Origin of the sequence: Nonomuraea sp. NPDC049158 (assembly GCF_040648335.1) — a bacterium.
GTDB lineage: Bacteria > Actinomycetota > Actinomycetes > Streptosporangiales > Streptosporangiaceae > Nonomuraea.
In genome coordinates this window covers 1-18930 of the sequence record NZ_JBEZDM010000039.1, presented here as the reverse complement: position 1 = coordinate 18930, position 18930 = coordinate 1, and the positions used below count along the sequence as shown (strand labels likewise).

Annotated in this window: 15 protein-coding genes; all 15 read right to left on the bottom strand. The window is 73.2% G+C overall.

Going from position 1 to position 18930, the window contains the following annotated elements; all coding sequences use genetic code 11:
* Positions 1-64: 64 nt before the first annotated feature.
* Complete coding sequence (locus AB0B61_RS47550) at positions 65-1126, bottom strand: ABC transporter ATP-binding protein (RefSeq protein ID WP_358447406.1); 1062 nt, start codon at positions 1124-1126, stop codon at positions 65-67.
* Positions 1123-2181 (bottom strand): ABC transporter ATP-binding protein, encoded by a 1059-nt coding sequence (locus AB0B61_RS47545; protein ID WP_358447404.1) that lies wholly within the window; start codon positions 2179-2181, stop codon positions 1123-1125. The genes AB0B61_RS47550 and AB0B61_RS47545 overlap by 4 nt, the downstream gene beginning before the upstream one ends.
* A complete protein-coding gene (locus tag AB0B61_RS47540; protein ID WP_358447402.1) occupies positions 2178-3032 on the bottom strand; it encodes an ABC transporter permease in 855 nt (284 codons plus the stop codon). The genes AB0B61_RS47545 and AB0B61_RS47540 overlap by 4 nt, the downstream gene beginning before the upstream one ends.
* Positions 3029-3976: an ABC transporter permease gene (locus tag AB0B61_RS47535; RefSeq protein ID WP_358447519.1), complete on the bottom strand. Its 948-nt coding sequence runs from the start codon at positions 3974-3976 to the stop codon at positions 3029-3031. The genes AB0B61_RS47540 and AB0B61_RS47535 overlap by 4 nt, the downstream gene beginning before the upstream one ends.
* Before the next feature lie 2 nt (positions 3977-3978).
* Positions 3979-5514 carry an ABC transporter substrate-binding protein gene (locus AB0B61_RS47530; protein ID WP_358447400.1) on the bottom strand — a complete coding sequence of 512 codons (1536 nt, stop codon included), beginning with the start codon at positions 5512-5514 and terminating at the stop codon, positions 3979-3981.
* Positions 5515-5587: 73 nt separating this feature from the next.
* On the bottom strand, positions 5588-7012 hold the full coding sequence (locus AB0B61_RS47525) for a gamma-aminobutyraldehyde dehydrogenase (RefSeq protein WP_358447398.1): 1425 nt from the start codon (positions 7010-7012) through the stop codon (positions 5588-5590).
* Positions 7009-8601 carry a class I adenylate-forming enzyme family protein gene (locus AB0B61_RS47520; RefSeq protein ID WP_358447396.1) on the bottom strand — a complete coding sequence of 531 codons (1593 nt, stop codon included), beginning with the start codon at positions 8599-8601 and terminating at the stop codon, positions 7009-7011. The genes AB0B61_RS47525 and AB0B61_RS47520 overlap by 4 nt, the downstream gene beginning before the upstream one ends.
* Positions 8598-9488, bottom strand: coding sequence for an amidohydrolase family protein (locus AB0B61_RS47515; RefSeq protein ID WP_358447394.1), 891 nt, complete (start codon positions 9486-9488; stop codon positions 8598-8600). The genes AB0B61_RS47520 and AB0B61_RS47515 overlap by 4 nt, the downstream gene beginning before the upstream one ends.
* Before the next feature lie 35 nt (positions 9489-9523).
* On the bottom strand, positions 9524-10978 hold the full coding sequence (locus tag AB0B61_RS47510) for an amidase (protein ID WP_358447392.1): 1455 nt from the start codon (positions 10976-10978) through the stop codon (positions 9524-9526).
* Positions 10975-11784 (bottom strand): ATP-binding cassette domain-containing protein, encoded by an 810-nt coding sequence (locus AB0B61_RS47505; RefSeq protein WP_358447390.1) that lies wholly within the window; start codon positions 11782-11784, stop codon positions 10975-10977. The genes AB0B61_RS47510 and AB0B61_RS47505 overlap by 4 nt, the downstream gene beginning before the upstream one ends.
* Positions 11777-12787: an ABC transporter ATP-binding protein gene (locus AB0B61_RS47500; protein WP_358447389.1), complete on the bottom strand. Its 1011-nt coding sequence runs from the start codon at positions 12785-12787 to the stop codon at positions 11777-11779. Before AB0B61_RS47500 ends, AB0B61_RS47505 begins: the two co-directional genes overlap by 8 nt.
* Positions 12784-13674 (bottom strand): ABC transporter permease, encoded by an 891-nt coding sequence (locus AB0B61_RS47495; protein ID WP_358447387.1) that lies wholly within the window; start codon positions 13672-13674, stop codon positions 12784-12786. Before AB0B61_RS47495 ends, AB0B61_RS47500 begins: the two co-directional genes overlap by 4 nt.
* Positions 13671-14615, bottom strand: a complete 945-nt coding sequence (locus AB0B61_RS47490; protein WP_358447385.1) for an ABC transporter permease — start codon at positions 14613-14615, stop codon at positions 13671-13673. The genes AB0B61_RS47495 and AB0B61_RS47490 overlap by 4 nt, the downstream gene beginning before the upstream one ends.
* Before the next feature lie 4 nt (positions 14616-14619).
* Positions 14620-16272, bottom strand: coding sequence for an ABC transporter substrate-binding protein (locus AB0B61_RS47485; protein WP_358447384.1), 1653 nt, complete (start codon positions 16270-16272; stop codon positions 14620-14622).
* Positions 16273-16345: 73 nt separating this feature from the next.
* A complete protein-coding gene (locus AB0B61_RS47480; protein ID WP_358447382.1) occupies positions 16346-18823 on the bottom strand; it encodes an aminotransferase class III-fold pyridoxal phosphate-dependent enzyme in 2478 nt (825 codons plus the stop codon).
* Positions 18824-18930: the final 107 nt, after the last annotated feature.

The window sequence follows — 18930 nt, the reverse complement described above, 5'->3', positions numbered from 1 at the left end:
TCCCGCTGGAGCGCCTGTCCTGGTGTCGGCGATCCGCTCAGAGCTCCCGCGTCCGGGGATCGGCTCAGCGCCAGGCGAAGTGGCACCACACCCGCTGCCCGTCCCGCCGCTCCTCGGACGGCTCCGACGTGCCGCACACCGCCGCCGCCCGCGGGCAACGCGGGTGGAACCGGCAGCCGGGCGGGACGTGCAGCGGGCTCGGCGGCTCGCCCCCGAGCCCCCTGGGCCCCCCGAGCCCGCCGGGCTCTCCGGGCTCTCCGGGCTCTCCGGGCCTCCCGAGTTCCCCGGGCCCGCCGAGCCCCGGAACCGCGCCGCCGGAGCGTCGCCGGTCGCGGGACGGTACCGCGTCGAGCAGCACGCGGGTGTACGGATGCCCCGGCCGGGCGAAGACCCGCGCCACGGGCCCCTCCTCCACGATCGATCCCAGGTACATGACGGCGACGCGATCGCACAGCCCCCGTACGGTCGCCAGGTCGTGCGAGATGAACAGCACGGACAGGCCGAGCCGCTCGCGCAGGTCGCTCAGCAGGTTGAGCACGGCGCCGGCCACCGAGGCGTCGAGCGCGGCCACGGCCTCGTCGGCGACCAGCACCTCCGGCTCGACGGCCAGGGCACGCGCGATCGCGACGCGCTGGCGCTGACCGCCGGACAGCTCGCGCGGGAGCGCGTGCGCCTGCCGCTCGCCCAGCCCGACCATCTCCAGCAGCTCTCGTGTCCGGTGCGCGATCTTCTGGGCGCTCGGGCCGGCCAGGCGCGCCGGCTTCCCGGCGGGCAGGGTGCGGCGCAGCGGTTCGGCGAGCGTCTGCGCGACCGTGCGGCGCGGGTCGAGCGAGGAGCCCGGATCCTGGTAGATCATCTGTATGCGGCGGCGCATGCCCGGCGGGCGTCGCCCGGGTACGGGTACACCGTCCAGCAGCACGCCGCCGGCCGTCGGCGGGGTCAGGCCGACGATCGCGCGGGCGAGGGTGGACTTGCCGCACCCGCTCTCGCCCACCAGGCCCAGGATCTCGCCCCGCATCAGCTCCAGGTCCACCCCGTCGACCGCGCGCAGGCGACGCCGGCGCAGGAATCCGGCGCGCACCGGGTGGTCCACGACCAGGCTGTGGACTCGGATCAGCGCGCTCATGTGGCCTCCGGCTCGTGGACGCCGGGCGAGTGGTCGCCGGGCGAGTGGTCGTAGGAGGAGTGGTCGTAGGGCGAGGGGTCGCGGGAGGAGTGGGTGCGGGGCGAGCGGACGCAGGACGAGCGGTGCTCGATGGTGAGCGCGTCGATGCCGGGAACGACGCCCGAGCAGGCCGCGACCTGGTGGGCGCAGCGATCCCGGAAGCGGCAGGACGGGCTGTAGTCGGCCGGGGCGGGCGGCGCGCCCGCGATCGGGCGAAAGCGGCCGATGGGGCCGTCGAGCGTGGGGACGGCGTCGATCAGGGCTCGGGTGTAGGGGTGGCGGGATCGGTCGAGGACGTCGGCCACGGGTCCGGCCTCGATGATCTGCCCGGCGTACATGACCGCGACCACGTCCGCGATCTGCCGGATCACCGCGATGTCATGGCTGACGAAGACCATGCCGAGCCCCCGTTCGGTTCGTGCCGCGTCGAGCAGCCGCAGGATCTCGGCCTGCAGCGTGACGTCCAGTGCCGTGGTCGGTTCGTCGCACAGCAGTACCCGGGGGTCGGTGGCCAGGGCCAGCGCGATCGCGACGCGCTGGCGCATGCCGCCGCTGAGCTCGTGGGGGTAGGCGTGGAAGCGCAGCCCGGGGTCGGGTACGCCGACCGCGGCCAGCAGTTCCACGGCCCGTTTGCGGGCGGCGGTACGCCAGGCGCCGGTGCGGCGGCGGACGATGTCGGCGATGAAGGCCCCGACGCGGGTGGTGGGATCGAGCGAGGCGTGCGAGTCCTGGAAGACCATCGCCAATCCGCGCCCCGCCGCCTGACCGGGGGGAACGGCGGTGGGTGCGGAGCCCGCCTGGTGGCTCAGGCGGATCTCGCCCCCGGCGAGTTCGACGCCCGCGGGCAGCAGGCCCATCGTGGCGCGCAGGGTGAGCGACTTGCCGCACCCCGACTCGCCGACGATGCCCAGGCACTGCCCGGCCGCGACGGCGAAGGAGAGGCCGTCGAGCAGGGTGGCGCCCCCTTTGCGGGCCAGGCGCAGCCCGTCGACTTCGAGCAGCGGGTACGACGTCATCCGGCCTCTCCTCGATCGCCCAGCCGGTCGCCGAGGGCCGCGATGCTCGATCCGAGGATCACGATCGTCAGGCCCGGGAACGCCGCCAGCCACCAGTGGCTGCGCAGGAACACCTGGGCCTCGGCGACCATGGCGCCGAGCTCGGGGGTGCCCGCTTTGACGCCGAGCCCGAAGAAGGACAGGACCGCGATGCCCTGCAGCGCCATCCCCATGTCGGTGGCCAGGTAGACCAGTGACTGGCGCAGCGCGTTCGGCAGCACGTGCCGCGACAGCACCGCGGTGTGCGAGAGGCCGAGCAGGTAGCCGGCCGAGACGTAGTCGCGTTCGCGTACACGGCGGACCTCGGTGCGGATGAGCCGCGCGTACACGACCCAGCCCAGCACGCTGAAGGCCACCAGCAGCGAGGAGGTGCCCGGCCCCAGCACGAACACCAAGGCGATGAGCAGCACGTACACCGGCAGCGCCTGGAAGATGTCAGCCGCCCAGCGCAGCGCGGCGTCCAGGACGCCGCCGCGGTAGCCGGCCACCGCGCCGATCAGCGTGCCCAGGAGCATCGGCAGGCCCGCGGCGAACACCATCAGCAGCAGGTCGGTACGCAGCGCGAACAGCAGACGCGACAGCACGTCCCGGCCGAGCGCGTCCGTGCCGAGCAGATGGGCGGCGCTCGGCGGCCGGAGCTGGTCGAGGGTCAGCTGGGCCGGGTCGGCCGGAGCCAGTACCGGTGCCAGGAGGGCGGCCAGGACCGCGAGCGCCGTCAGCCCAACGGCCGCCGACCGTGTCCAGCCGAACGCGCGGCCTGCCCGTGAGGCCACGGGCACGGTGTTGCCCAGGAGCGGCGGGGGAGTGGTCATCGCCATGTGGTCCTCGGATCGAGCAGGGCGACCGCCAGGTCGGCGAGCAGGTTGATCCCGATGATGGCGGTGCCGAAGATCAGGGTGAGGGCCTGGACGACGGGGAAGTCGCGCTGGCTCGCCGCGTTGACCATCTCCGCCCCCAGCCCCGGCAGGCCGAACGTCTGCTCGACGATGACCGCGCCGAACAGCAGCGCGGCGGCCTGGACGGCCAGCAGGGTGACGGCCGGTGGCAGGGCGTTGCGCAGCAGGTGGCGGCGTACCAGTGGCCATCCGGACAGGCCCAGTGACCGGGCGGTGGTGACGTGGTCGGCGGCCAGCACCTGGCGCAGGCTCGCGGCGCCGCTGCGGGCCAGCAGCGGCATCGCCGCCAGGCCGATCGTCAGGCAGGGCAGGACCATCGAACGCAGCCGCTGGCCGGTGTCCTCGCCGAAGCCGCCGACCGGCAGCCAGCCGGTCCGCAGCGCCAGCACCGAGGCCAGCATGAGCCCGACCCAGAAGGGCGGGCAGTTGAGGATGATCGTGAGCGAGCGCGCGCACAGCCGGGCCGCCGCCGAGCGCGGGCGCAGCGCCATCACCAGCGCGGCGGGCACGGCCAGCAGCGTGCTCACGACCAGGCCGCCGGCCAGCAGCCATACCGTCACGGCGGCCCGTTCGCCCACGATGGTGGAGATGGGGATCCCGGTGCGGTTGGACCGGCCCAGGTCCCCGTCCGACAGGTGCGTCAGGTAGGTCCAGAACTGGCCCGGTATCGACTGGTCGAGTCCGAGGTCGTGGCGTACCCGCGCCACCTGTTCCGCGCCGGCCCGGGGTCCGGCGATGACGCGCGCGGGATCGCCGGGCATCAGCTGCTGGAGCAGGACGACGATGAGCAGCAGCGCGAGCAGCACCGGCACTACCTGCGCCAGCCTGCCGGCCACGAAGCGCAACCGTCCGGCCGGCATGCTCACGCCGCCCAGAGCAGGTCGGCCGGATAGGACAGGAAAGGGGTGACCTTGAGTCCCTTCACCTTGGGGGAGACGGCGAAGAGGCGATCGGGGAAGGCGGTCGGGATGTAGGGCAGGTTGTCATGGATCCAGGTCTCGGCCACGCGCACCGCCTCGGCCCGCTCCTGGTCGGTCCGCGCGACCTCCAGGCGGGCGAAGGCGCCGGAGATGGTCTTCATCGGCAGGCCGGAGTACAGCCCGCCGGTGGCCACGATGAGGCCGAAGATGTCGCCGACGGTCGGTGAGACGCTGCCGACCTCGCCCAGCGACAGGTCGTAGGCGCCCTTGGCCTGCCGGTCGACGAGCACCTGCACCTCGAGTTTCTGCAGCTCGACCTCGATGCCGGCGGCGCGCAGCAGCGCCGCGGCGGTCTCGCCGGCGCGGGTGGAGAAGGGCGTCGTGGCGTCGACGACCAGCTCCACCTTCGTGCCCGGCCGGTAGGAGGATTGGGCCAGCTCCCGCTTGGCCTGTTCGAGGCCGCTCTCGTAGGTGCAGCCGCAGCCGACCGAGCCCTGGACGCGCGGCGGCAGCCCGCCGGTGGCCGGTGCGGCCAGGCCGCCGAAGACCGCCTGGATGTAGCGGGCGCGGTCGATGGCCAGGCTGACCGCGCGCCGGAAGTGCAGGTCGTTGCCGGGTCGCCGGGCGGCGTTGACGAAGATGCCGTGGATGGTCGCCGAGGGGTGGACGACGACCTGCTCCTCGCGCGGGATCTGCGCGGCCAGGTCCAGCGGCACCGCCTCGATGGCGTCGGCCTGGCGGCTCTGGTAGCGCAGCATCTGCTGGTTGGGGTCGGCGACGACGTCGTAGGTGAGGCGGTCCAGGTAGGGGCGGGCGGGGTCGTGGTAGCGCGGGTTGCGTTGGAGGATGAGCTGCTGGCCCGGCCGGTAGGAGCTCACGACGAAGGGGCCGGCGCCGATCGGCTTGGCGAAGAAGTCCTTGCGGTCCATGCCGCCGAAGTCTTTCGGCACGATGACCGAGGAGCCGTTGCTGAGCCAGGTGAGGGTGAAGGTGCTGGCCTTGCTCATCTTGATGACCAGGGTGCGCGCATCGGGGGTGGCGGTGCCGGTGATGGCCGCGTACAGGGTGCCCAGGGACAGTCCCTTGCGCCACAGCTCGACGGAGAACGCGGCGTCCTGCGAGGTCAAGGGCCGGCCGTCGCTGAAGGTCAGGCCGGGGCGCAGGGTGAAGGTGATGGTCTTGGCCTTGGCGTCGAGCTGCCAGCTTTCGGCCAGGCCGGGTTCGATCGACGTGCCGTCGGGCGCGTAGCGGACCAGGCCCTCCATCACCTGCGGCAGTGTCTGGAAGGTGGCCAGCTGGATGGCCTTGTCGGGATCGAAGCCGTCGATGTCGGCGGCGCGCAGGATCGTGAGGCTCCCGCCGCGTCTGGGCGTCCCGGCCTCGCCGGAGGCGCCGCTCCCGGCCGGTTCGGCACCGCAGGCCGCGGCCAGCAGGGCCATCACCAGCAGGACGCATCCCACCGCTTTCCTTCGCATCATGGGCACTCACCATTTCGAACGATCGATAGATTATGCGGGGGGACGGCACTTCTGAGGTCGAGAAGGTCGGCGCTCAGCGCAGGCTGGCCATCACGTGCTTGAGGAGGGTGTAGTCCTCCAGCGAGTACGCCGACAGGTCCTTGCCGTGACCTGACTGCTTGAAGCCGCCGTGCGGCATCTCCGAGGCGAGCGGTACGTGGTCGTTGATCCAGACGCAGCCGAAGCGCAGCGCCTTCGACACGCGCAGGGCCCGCCCGATGTCGCGCGTCCACACCGAGGCGGCCAGCCCGTACGGGGTGCCGTTGGCCAGCCTGATCGCCTCGTCCTCCGCGCCGAAGCGCTGAACGGTGATGACCGGGCCGAAGATCTCCCGCTGGACCATTTCGTCGTCCTGCCGCAGCCCGGCCACGACCGTCGGCTCGAAGAAGAAGCCGGGCCGATCGGCCGCCCGGCCCCCGGTGACGACCTGCGCGTGGCCGGGCCGCCGCTCCAGGAAGCCGGCCACCCGCTCGCGCTGGCGCAGGCTGTTGAGCGGGCCGAGAGTGGTGTGCGGCGCCCTCATGTCGCCCATCACCCGTTCCTTGGCCTTCTCGGCCAGGCCGGCGACGAGGTCGTCGTACAGGCGGGGGGCGGCCAGCACGCGGGTGGCCGCCGTGCAGTCCTGGCCCGCGTTGTAGAAGCCGGCGCCGGAGATGATCTCCAGTGCCGCCTCCAGGTCGGCGTCGTCGAACACCACGACCGGCGCCTTGCCGCCGAGTTCGAGGTGGGTGCGCTTGAGGGTGCGGGCGGCGTGCTCGGCCACCCATCGGCCGGTCTCGACCGACCCGGTGAGGGAGACGAGGTCGACGTCCGGGTGTTCGACCAGCGCCGCGCCGGGCTCGTTGCCGCCGACCACGACGTTGAGGACGCCGGGCGGGAGGATGCCGGCGGCCAGTTCGGCGAGCTTGAGGGTGGTCAGCGGGGTCGTGGGCGCGGGCTTGAGCACGCTGGTGCAGCCCGCGGCCAGGGCGGGGCCGATCTTCCACACGGCCATCATCATCGGGTAGTTCCACGGCGTGATCTGGCCGACCACGCCCACGGGCTCGCGGCGGATCATCGAGGTGTAGCCGGCCACGTACTCGCCGGCCGCCTTGCCTTCCAGGCAGCGGGCGGCGCCGGCGAAGAAGCGCAGGTTGTCGGCCATGGCGCCGATCTCATCGCCGGTGACCACGTGCAGCGGTTTGCCGGCGTTCGCGGACTCCAGCTCGGCCAGTTCCGCACCGTGCTCCTCGATCGCGTCCGCCAGTTCGAGCAGCGCGAGCGCGCGTTGTCCCGGGGTGGTCTCGGCCCAGCCGGGAAAGGCCGCCTTGGCCGCCGCCACCGCCCGGTCGACGTCCTCGGGACCGGATCGGGGGGCCTGCGCGATCGTCTGGCCCGTCGCCGGATCCAGCACGGGCATCGAGCCGTCGGCCAGCGGATCGGTGAACTCGCCGTCGATGAAGTTCCGCAGAATGGTCATGTCTCGCTCTCCAAACCGGCGCGCCGGCGCAGCTCCACTTTGTCGATCTTGCCGATCGGCAGCTTCGGCAGCTCGGTCTCCAGCCGGAACGCCTTCGGCACCTTGTAGTTGGCCAGCCGCGCCCGGGCGTACTCGCGCAGCTCACCCGCCGTCACCGGCCCGGCGGCCACGACGAAGGCGTGCCCGACCTCGCCCCAGCGCTCGTCGGGCACGCCGACCACGGCGGCGAGCGCGACGGCCGGATGCTCCTCCAGCGCGGCTTCGATCTCGCGGGGGTAGACGTTGTAGCCGCCCGACTTGAACATCTCCTTGAGCCGTCCGACCAGGCGGATGTGGCCGCCCGGTTCCTGTACGGCCAGGTCGCCGGTGTGCAGCCAGCCCTCATCGTCGATCGCCGCCCTGGTCGCCTCCGGGGAGCGCCAGTAGCCGCGGGTGATGAAGTCGCCCCGGATGAGCAGCTCGCCCGCCGAGCCGTCGCCGTCGCCGTCGCCGTCTCCGTCTCCGTCTCCGTCTCCGTCGCCGTCGCCGCCGGGAGGGCGCAGCGTGACCTCGTAGTGCGGATCCACCCGGCCCACGCTCCAGGCCAGCACCTCCAGCGGGTCGCCCGGGTCGGTGTAGGTCACCGAACCGGTCGACTCGGTGAGGCTGTAGCTGGTGGCCAGCCGGGCGCCGGTCTTGGCCAGCGTCCGCAGCAGGCTGGCGGGCGCGGCGGCCCCGCCCCACAGGATGTACTCCAGCGAGCCGAGGTCGCACTGCGACCACTGCGGCGTCCCCACCATCGCCAGCAGCTGCGTCGGAATGCAGTACAGGTGCGTCAGCCGCTCGCTCTCCACCAGGCGCAGGGCGGCGGCCGGATCGAAGCGCGGCATGTACACCACCGTGCCGCCGGCGGTGAGGATGGAGGTGCTGATGTCGCCGAGCCCGCCGATGTGGTTGAGCGGCAGGTCGCACAGCTTGCGCGGCGCCTGGCCGTACCACCGTCCGGCCTGCACCACGCCGCAGTGGGCCAGCCCCCGGTGCGGGACGAGCGCGCCCTTGGGCCTGCCGGTGCTGCCCGAGGTGTAGATCATCGCCGCCGGGTCCAGCGGCCGCACCTGCTCGCGGGCGCCGGCCAGCCGCTCTGCCGGCTCCGCGGCGTCGAGGAAGTCCTCGTAGGAGAGCGACAGCCCGTCCACCGCGCGGCCGCTGGTCACCACGCGCATCGGCGCCAGGGAGCGCAGCGCGTGCAGCGTCGCGGGCTGAGTGGCGTCCTCGAGCATGCCGAACAGCAGCGCCGGCCGGCTGTCGGCGACCACGTGGGACAGCTCGGCGAGGGTGTACTTGGGGTTCAGCCCCACCCAGATGCCGCCGATGCTCGCCGTGGCCAGGAACACCACGAAGCATTCCGGCCGCGGGTGGCCGAGCAGCGCCACCCGGTCGCCGTGCCGCACGCCGGCGGCCAGCAGCGCGGCCGCGCACCGGTCGACGTCCGCACGCAGCCGCTCATACGTCCAGCGGCCGCTCGGGCCGACGAGCGCCTCCTGGGCCGGACGGTGGGTGGCCCAATGGGTGACGTAGTCGGTGATGCGCGCCAGCCGCGGGAGGCTCATACCGGCACCGTCTCATGGGCGGGCGACAGCAGCCGCCTGGCGTTGTCGTGCAGCAGCGCGTCCAGCGTCTCGGCCCGCAGGCCGAGGCCGTGCCACTCGCGCAGCGCCCGCAGGTGCGGGAAGACCGGCCAGTCCGTGGCGAAGAGCACCTGGTCGCGCAGGACCCGGTCCATGAAGCGCAGCATCGTCTCCCAGCCCGATCCGGGCACGCCGAGATACTTGGGGGCCAGGCCGCCGAAGTCGACGAGCACGTTGGGGTGACGCCGTGCCACGGCCACGATCTCCGGCACCCACGGCCAGGCCCCGTGGCAGGCGATGAGCGTCGCCTCGGGGAAGTCGCAGGCCACCTGGTCCAGGCGGATGGGGCGTTCGGCCTCGATGGGGTGGCGGCGCGAGTAGTTGACGCCCGTGTGGATGGCGACCGCCAGCCCCAGCTCGGTGGCCTTGGCGTAGAGCGGGTACAGCTGCCGGTCGTCGATCGCGTGGCCGAAGAAGGACGGCTGCACGTTGATCCCGGAAAGTCCCAGCGCGGCCACCCGCTCGACCTGGCGTACGGCGCGCATGATCGACAGCGGTTCCAGCGTCACCGTCCCGAAGCCGGAGAAGCGGTCGGGCCGCAGCCGTACCTGCTCGGCCACCTCCTCGTTGAGGGCGTCGGCGTAGTCGCCGTGCTCGTACTCCGCGTGCAGCACGGCGTGCCCGACCCCGGCCTCCTCCAGTTCGGCCAGCAGCTCGTCCATGCCCTTGTGCCAGCCGTCGCCGATGTCCAGGACCGCCTCGTACTGGGTGTAGACGTCGCCGCCGGCCGACAGCGGGGGGCGGGCGGCGCTGGGCACCCGTACGCGGAAGTCGATGATCGTCGAAGTCGGCGGGCCGGTCAGATCCATGTGGTGTTCCTCCTGAGGGGTGCGGGGGCTGTCGTTCACCGAGACAGGCCGGTAGGCCTGCGGTGGCGCCACGGGTGGGCGCGTTCGAGCTGGCCGGCCAGGGCCAGGACGGTGCCGTCGCGCCAGCGGCCGCCGATGAGCTGCACGCCGAGCGGCAGGCCGTCGCTCTGCTCCACCAGCGGGATGGAGATGGCGGGCAGGCCCAGCATGTTCGACAGGGCCGTGAGCGAGGCGGTCTCCTCCGCGCGCCGCAGCGGCAGCCACGGGTCGGCGTCCTGCCCCTGCCACAGGGCGCCCTCGCTGGGCGCCAGGACGGGGTTGGTCGGGGTCAGGACGACGTCGACGGCCTCCCACGCCCGATACATCTCGGCCGAGCGCAGCTGCAGTTCGAGCATGGTCGTCACGTACGTCAGCGAGTCGGTTTCGCGGGCGGCCCGGCGAAGGGTGCGATTCAGCGGCTCGACGGCGGATTCGTCCACGACCGCGCAGTCGGCCGACCCGGTGGCGTAGAGGATCTCGAAGCGGGGCTGGAACCAGTCGGGGTCGAGCCCGGGAATGCGCTGCTCGACCACCTCGTGACCGAGGTCGGCCAGCAGGTCGGCCGCCCGGCGGGCCAGGGCGGCGGCCGCGGGGTGGACCTCGGCGGGGAAGGCGGGCTGCAGGTTGAGCCCGACGCGCAGCCGCCGAGGGTCGCGCCCGGCCTGGCGCCGGTAGGGTTCGTCGGCCGGGGGAGCGCTGTACCAGGTGGACTGCGGGGCCGCCGCGAAGACGTCCAGGATCGCCGCGGTGTCCAGCACGGTGCGGGTGAGCACCCCCTCGGTCGCGAAGCCCTCCATGTAGTGGGCGTCGGAGGGGACGCGGCCGCGGCTCGGCTTGAGCCCGACGAGCCCGCAGAAGCTGGCCGGCTCGCGGATGGAGCCCGCGCCGTCGGATCCGTGTGCCACGGGCAGCAGGCCGGCCGCCACGGCCGCGGCCGCGCCGCCGCTGGAACCGCCCGGGCTGCGCGTCAGGTCCCAGGGGCTGCGGGTGACGCCGTGACGCGCCGACTCGGTGACCGACACGGTGCCGAACTCGGGCGAGGTCGTCGCGCCGACGAACACGAACCCCGCCTCCCGCAGCGCCCTGACCGCCGGCGCGTCGGCGGCCATCACGCGGTGCTCGACGGCGTTGGAGGCGCTGCACAGCGGCCAGCCGCGGACCGGATGCAGGTCCTTGATCGCGATGGGGACGCCCAGGAACGGCGGCAGCGGGCCGCCCGCCGCCACCCGCGCGTCGGCCGCGTCGGCGCCCTGGCGGGCCCGCTCGTGGTCGAGGTGGCAGAAGGCGTTCAGCGCGGGGTCGAGCGCGTCGATGCGCGCCAGGTAGCCCTCCAGCACCTGCCGCGCGCCGATCTGACCGGCCGCGATGCCTTCGGCCAGTTCGGTGGCGCTCGGCCAGCCGTCTGGCCCGGTGCCGACCGGTTCCCCGAGCGCTGGGGTGGTTGCGGTCATCGTGTCTCCTTCGCTTCTTGACCGATGCGGCGGGCAGGGCGCCAGCCGGGGCCGGGGACGCTCGCGCGCAGCAGCCGCGTGTACGGATGCTCGGGCGCGTCGAGCACCCGGCCGGTGGGTCCGCGTTCGACGATCGCGCCGTGCCGCATGACGATGACGTCGTCGCTGACCTGGCGGACCACGGCGAGGTCGTGGCTGATGAACAGGTAGGCCACGCCGGTGCGCTCGCGTACCTGCGACAGCACGTTGAGGACCTGCGCCTGGATGGAGACATCCAGCGCGGCGACGGACTCGTCGAGGATGAGGATGCGCGGTTCGGCCGCCAGCGCCCTGGCGATGGCCACCCGCTGGCGCTGCCCGCCCGACAGCCTGGCCGGCCGCGCCGCCATCTGGCGTTCGTCGAGTCCGACGAGGTCGGCCAGCTCCGCCACCCTGGCGCGCCGCCGCCCGCGGTCCAGAGCGGTGTGCAGCCGCAGGACCTCCTCCAGCGCGGCGGCGGGGCTCTGGCGCGGGTCGAGGCTGGCGTAGGGGTCCTGGAAGACGATCTGGACCTCGCCGCCGCGCCGGCGGCGTTCGCGCGCCGAGCGGGCCGGCTGGGACCGGTCGCGGCCGCAGGCGGTGACGTGCCCGGCCGTCGGCCGTTCCAGGCCCACGATCATGCGGGCCACGGTGGTCTTGCCCGATCCCGACTCCCCGACGACGGCCAGCGCGCCGGCCGGCGGCAGCGAGAAGCTCACCTCCCCTACGGCGACGGCCTGCCCGAACACCTTGCGCAGTCCTTCGACCCGCAAGATCGCCTCACTCATGCGGCACCGCCCGCTCCTGGCGCAGCTCCTCGGCCCGCAGGCAGGCCACTTGCCCGCCCGCCAGGGGCAGCAGGTCCGGCCGGGTGTCGTGGCAGCGCTGCCGTACGTGCGCGCACCGGGGGGCGAACGGGCAGCCGTGCGGCGCCTCGAAGGCCGACAGCGGCCGGCCCGGGGTGGTCACCAGGCGCTCGGCCCGCCGATCCAGGCGAGGGCGGGCGGCGCTCAGCGCCGTGGTGTAGGGGTGCAGTGGGTGCTGGTGCAGCAGCGCCGAGGCGCGCACCTCCATGACGCGGCCCGCGTACATCACCGCGGTCCGGTCGCAGACGGCCGCCGCGAGTTCGAGGTCGTGGGTGATGAACAGCATGGCCAGCCCGCGTTCGCGGCGCAGCTCGTCGAGGACGGCCATCACCTCGGCCTGCGTGGTGACGTCGAGCGCGGTGGTGGGCTCGTCGGCCAGCAGCAGGAGCGGCTCGGTGAGCAGCGCAGCCGCGATCATGACGCGTTGCAGCAGCCCGCCCGACAGTTCGTGCGGGTACTGCCGCAGCCGTCGCCGGCCGCCGGCCACGCCCACCTCCTCCAGCACGCCCACGGCGCGCTCCTCGGCGGCCCGCCGGGGGGTGCGCCCATGGGCGCGCAGGGCCTCGGTGAGGAAGTCGCCGACCGTGCGCACCGGGTTGATGTGCGCGCGCGGATCCTGGAAGACCATGGGCACGCGGCGGCGCAGCTCGCGCAGCGCGGGCCCGCGCAGCGCCGCGACGTCGGCCCCGCCGAACCGGATGCTGCCCTCGGCGTGCGCGCCGGTGGGCAGCAGCCGCACGATCGAGCGGGCCGTCATGGACTTGCCCGAGCCCGATTCGCCGACCAGGCCGACCGCTTCACCCGCGCCGACGCGCAGCGACACCTGGCTGAGGACCGTTCTCGGTAGGCCTTGCAGCGGCAGCCTCACCGTCAGGCCGCTGATGTCGAGCAGGTCGCTCATGCGGCGGTTGATCGGGTCGCTCATGCGGTGCCTCCCCGGCCGGGCCGCCACCAGCGCGACGGGCCGAAGGTCCCGCCCTGCCCGCAGTCGTCGGACAGCCGTTCGCCGAGCACGTTGAACGCCACGACCAGGACGACGATGCAGCCGCCCGCCAGCAACGACTCGGCGAGATAGCCCTGAAGGACGCCCGGCTGCCCGCCGGCGACCATGACGCCCCAGTCCGCGGTGGGCGGCCGCACTCCGAGGCCGAAGTAGGACACGATGGCCAGATCGACCATGGCGTACCCGAAGAAGAGGGTGGCCTGGGCGGCGATGAGCGGCATGAGGTTGGGCACGAGGTGGCGCAGGCAGATCGCCACCGACCCGGCCCCCTGCACCTCCAGCGCCTGGACGTAGGGTTTGCGGCGCTCGGCCAGGGCCGCGCCGCGCAGCAGCCGGGCGATGTAGGGGAGGTAGGCCACGGAAAGGGCGAGCACCGCCGCGCTCAGGCCGGGACCGAAGACGGCCGCCACCAGCATCGCGAGCAGAACCCCCGGGAAGGCGAACATCACGTCCAGGGCCGCCGACACCACGGAGTCCAGCCAGCCGCCGAACCAGGCGGCCGCGATGGCGATGAGCGTGCCCGCCGTCATGCTCAGCGCGACGACCCACAGCGGGCCCAGCAGCGAGGTCCGCGCGCCGGTCAGCAGGCGCGCCAGCAGATCGCGTCCCTGCCCGTCGAAGCCGAGCCGGTGCCCGGGCCCGGGTGGGGCGTAGGCGTTGGCGAAGTCGCTGGCGTCCGGGTCGGCCGAGGTCAGCGCCGGTCCGAGCACGGCCAGCACGACCGCTGCGACGATCACGACCGCGGCCGTCGTGCCGAGCGCCCCCAGGCCGCCGCGGCGGCCCCTGCCCAGCAGCGCGAGCGCCGTCATGCTCGCCCGCCCAGCTTGATCCGGGGGTCCAGGAGCGCCGCCCCGACGTCGACCAGGGTGTTGACCAGGACGAAGGCGGTGACCAGAACGAGCGAGATGCCCTGCACGACGGCGAAGTCCTTGGACAGGGCGGCGCTGACGAGGTAGGCGCCCAGCCCGTTGAGGCTGAAGGCGCGTTCCACCACGGCCGCCAGCGCGATCATCGAGGCGACCGTCATGCCGGCCAGCGTGCTGATCGGGACGGCGGCGTTGCGCAGGGCGTGGCGGCGCACGACCGCCGCGTAGGGCAGTCCCCGGCTGATCGCCGTCTGGACGTGTTCGCGGCCCAACTCCTCGCGCACGGTGGTGCGGGTGACCCGGGCGACGGCCGCGGTGGCGGCCGCCGCCAGAGCGAGGGCCGGAAGGGTGAGATGCCGGATCTGCTCCCACAGCCCCGCGCCGTTGCCGAGGGCCGGCAGCCACCGCAGCCGTACCGCGAAGACGCCGATGAGGACGATCGCCGCCACGAAGGGCGGGACGGCCACCACCAGCGCGGTCGACATCACCACGATCGCGTCCACGACGCCCGGCCGAAGGGCCGCCAGCAGCCCGAGCGCCACCCCGCCGACCAGCACGATCAGGGCCGCGTAAAGGATCAGGGCGATGGTCGTGCCGGAGCGGGCGGAGATGAGGTCCGACACGTCCTGGCGCAGGATGATCGACACGCCGAGGTCGCCGCGCACGGCGTTGCCCAGCCAGGTGACGTACCGCACGAGGAACGGCTCGTTCAGGTGGTAGCGCTGCACGAGGACGGCCACGCTCTCCGGCGGCAGCGACCGGCCGCCCGACAGGGTGGCCAGCGGGTTGCCCGGCGCCAGCGACAGCCCGGCGAAGACCACGAAGCTCGACACCAGCAGGGTCACGGCCAGCATGAGCGCGCGTCGCATGAGGTAGGCGGCCATGTGCCTAGCCCACCGCCCCGAGCTTGCTCGCCCACGGGGCGAACAGGTGCTGGGAGGAGACCGTGGCGCCGGTGAGCTTGGCGTTCAGGACCAGGACGGTGTCGGGGGCGGCGATCGGGATCCAGGGCAGGTCCTTGGTCACGATCGCCTGCGCGCCCACGGTGGCCTCGGCCCGCTGCCGCGCCTCGGCGCTGCCACGGGCCCGTCGCAGCAGGCTCGCCGCCTCGGGGTTGCGGTAGCGGCCGTAGTCCTGCGGGCCGCCCGGCAGGGACAGTGTCGCGTAGAGGGCTCCTGGATCGGCCCAGTTGGGATAGTTGGTGGTGAAGAAGCCGTCGACGTCGGCGCGGGCCTTCGGATCGAGGAAGAACCCGCTGTAGGCGTCGGTGGACACCGCCTTCAACTCGGCCTTGAGGCCGATCTTCTCGGCCGCCGACTTGACCAGGTTGGCCTCGGTGGCCAGCTTGTTGAGCTCGTTGCTCATGCCGAACCGCACGGTCTTACCGCTCGCGCCGGCCTCCTGGATGAGCCTGCGGGCGCCGTCGAGGTCGACGCCGGGAGCGGGCAGCGCGTCCCAGGCGGCCTGGAAGACCTCGCGCTGGGCTCCCCAGGTGCCCGGGGTGCCGAGGGCGCGCGCCGGCTGGGCGCTGCCCTTGTACAGGGTGCGGATGTAGGCCTCGCGGTCGATGGCCAGCGACAGCGCGCGGCGTACGCGCGGGTCGGCGAGCGGGCCCCGGCCCATGTCGGCGACGATCAGCGCGTCGATGAGGTAGGACGGGCCGTGGTAGACCTTGACGGTGCCGCTGGCGCGGACCTGCTCCATCGTCGACAGCGGCAGTTCGAGGTAGGCGCCGTCCACTTCCCCGGTGAGCAGCGCCGCCGTCAGCGTGGCCTCGTCGGGGATGCCCTTGAAGTCGATCCGCCGCACCAGCGGCGACTCGGCGCGGTTCCAGTAGCCGTCGTTGCGCACCACGGACAGGACGTCGCCGGTGCGCCACTGGCCGAGCTTGAAGGAGCCGGTGCACATGGCGCCGCCCTTCACCGTGCCGTAGTCCTTGCCCTTGGCCTGGACGTAGCGCTTGGAGACCACCATGCCCGGCATGTACGACAGGACGTCGCGCAGCCAGTAGTCCGGCTGCTTCAGCTTCAGAGTGACCTTCAGGGGGCCGCTGGCCTCGACCGAGGCCACCCGGTCCAGGACGGGCACCCAGTAGCCGCCGCCCTTGGGGTCGCGGTTGCGCTCGATGCTGAAGGCGACGTCGTCCGCGGTCATGGGGGAGCCGTCCCAGAACCGCACACCTTCGCGCAGGGTCAGGACGGCGGTCTTCGGGTCGGGGAAGTCCAGCCGCGTGGCCAGGCCCGGCTCCGCCGAGCCGTCCGGGCTCTGGCGGAACAGCGACTCGCACATGAGGCTCGTCACGGTGATCTCGGGATAGTCGCCCGCGGTGATCGGGTCGATCGAGGTGGTGCCGCGATACAGCGCCCAGGTGACGCTGTCGACCTGCCCGACCCCGGCCGGGGTGATCGTGACGAGGTCCTTTCGCGGTGTGCCGCCCGGGGCCGGCGTCGAGGAGGCGCCGTTGTCGCGGTAGCAGCCGGCCGCCAGCATCGCCAGCGCCACCGCGGTGGCCGCGACGGTCTTTGTCCGTACGCGTTGCATCTGAACCACCCATCGTCAAGCTAAGTAGTCGAACGATCGCTCAAATAAATGCCTACGTCAAGGCATGACGGCCCTAAAGGGATGCTTCGACCTCGCCCAGCGCCTCGCCGAGGACGTCGAGGAACATCTCGCAGTCCGCCCCGCTCAGCACCAGGGGCGGCTTGATCTTGAGCACGTTGTCGTCCGGCCCGTCCGTCGAGACCAGCACCCCGCGCGCCTTCACCGCCTCCTTGACCGCGCTCGCCTGCGCGCCGGCCGGCCGCCGCTCATCCAGGCTCAGCTCCACACCGAGGAACAATCCCTCACCCCGGACGTCCCCGATCAGCCGATGCCGCTCCTGGAGCCGGCGCAACCCGCGCAGGAGCTGCTCGCCGCGCCGGCGGGCGTCGGCCTGCAGGCCCTCCTCGCCTACGACGTCGAGCACGGCCAGCCCGATCTCGGCCGAGACCGGGTTGCCGCCGAAGGTGTTGAAGTACTCCATCCCCGTCTCGAACGAGCGCGCGATCTGCGGCGTCGTCACCACGGCGGCGAGCGGATGACCGTTGCCCAGGGGTTTGCCCAGCGTGACGATGTCGGGCACGACGCCCTGTAACTCGAACCCCCAGAAGGTCCGGCCCACCCGGCCCAGCCCCACCTGCACCTCGTCGGCCACGCACACCCCGCCGGCCCGCCGCACATGCTCGAACGCGCCGCGCAGGTAGCCGCCGGGGTAGACGATCTGACCGCCGCAACTCTGCAGCGACTCGGCGAAGAACGCGGCCGGGCGGCGCCCGGCCGCCGCCAGTTCGGCGAGCCGCTCGGCGACCGAAGCGGCGTAGCGCCGGCCGAGATCGTCGTCGCGTCCCGCGCGCAGCCGGCCCCGGTAGGGATCGGGCAGCTCGCAGACGTGGGTGGTGCGCGGCCGGCCCCGCCCGCCAGGCCGGTGGAACTTGTACGGGCTCAGCGCGATCTGCGAGCTGAGATGGCCGTGGTAGGCGTGGTCGAGGACCAGCACGTCCTCGGCGCCCGTATGCGCCGTGGCCAGCCGCAGCGCCAGGTCGTTGGCCTCGGAACCGGAGTTGACGAAGAAGCAGACCCGCAACGGGTCCGGCAGCAGCTCCACCAGGCGGCGGGCGTACTCGACGACGGACCCGTGCAGATACCGGGTGTTGGTGTTGAGCCGGGCCGCCTGCCGATGGCCCGCGGCCACCACCCGGGGATGGCAGTGCCCCACATGGGCGACGTTGTTGACCAGGTCCAGCCACGGCCGGCCGGAGGCGTCGAAGAGGTAGGCGCCCTCACCCCGGACGATGTGCAGCGGCTGGCGATAGGCCAGGTTCATCGCCCGGCTGAGGTTCGTCCGCCGGCGCGCGGCGATGCCGGCCGTCTCCCGCCGTGGCCGCACCGCGCCGCCCGCCCGGCCCAGGAGCAGGCCGGGGTCGATGCTGATGGCGGTCCACAGGCCGGCCTCGTCGGCGGGCGCGGTGTCCGGGATGTCGGCGCCCATGCCGAGCAGGTGGGTCAGCACCTGCACGCGTAGCGGCGCCGCTTGGCCGGTGCTCCCCAGGTGCGCGCCCGGTCTCGTTTCGCCGCCGGGAGTCAGGTGCGTGATCGAGTCCGGGTCCAGGTGCCGGTAGAGGGTCCAGAACGGCACGCCGCCGCCGGTGCGGTGTTCGAGCACGACGACCCCGCTGCCGGTCTGCACGCTGTGCACGAGCGAGGGGAGGGGGCACCGCACCGTGACGCCCTTGCCGGCGGGCAGGTCGCAGCCCAGATGGATCTCCGGCCGCTTTCCGGGCCGGGTCGTGGACTGCTCGCCGTAGCGAGCCGATGCGGCGGCGTCTTCTGGGATGACGTCCTCTGGCGCGGTGTCCTCTGGCGCGGTGTCCTCGTTCAGCAGGGGCACCGGGCGGGCGGCGCCGGACTCGAAGTACTGGCGTACGGCGCGGGCCAGCGGGTTGGGCGCGAAGCCGACCGCCTCGCGCAGCCGGAAATGGGCCAGATCCGGGCTGGTCCCGGCCAGCCGCCGCAGCACCTGCGTCACGCCATGCCGGCTGACCAGCAAGTACGTGTTGGCCGGGTCGCCGGCGTGCTGGTGGGCCGACAGGCACACGCTCATCGCCAGCCGGGTGCGCATCAGGTCGAACAGCACCTCCAGCTCGGCCGGCCGCAGCGGCGACACCTCGTCGTAGCCGCTCACCAAAGGCAGCACCGCCCGCAGCGGATCGGCGTGCCCCTGCATCGCGTATGCCCCGGCCACCGCCAGCCCGCAGATGCGCGGGTTCCACGCCACGTCACCGAAGTCGATCAGCGCGGCCACCTCGCCGGCGTCGTCCACCAGGATGTTGAGCTCGTTGGCGTCATTGTGGATCACCTGGTGGGGCAGCGTCGCGACGCGCGGCGCGACATGCGCGCCGTAGCGATCGAACACCTCGCTCACCAGCGGCCGCAGCTCGCCGTCCAGCAGCGGCGCGTGGCCGGCGACCGCGGGGGCGCCGGTCAGGTTCCACACCAGCTCGCGTCGCATCCCGGGGTGGGTGAAGCCGGCCAGCGCCCGGTCGACGGCGGCCACGTGACGGCCCAGCTCGCGCCGCCCATCGCGGGCTCAGTTGTGGATGGAGACGTCCCGCAGTTATTACTGGCCCTGGTAATCGTGCTCCTGGCCGCGATGATCGGCCA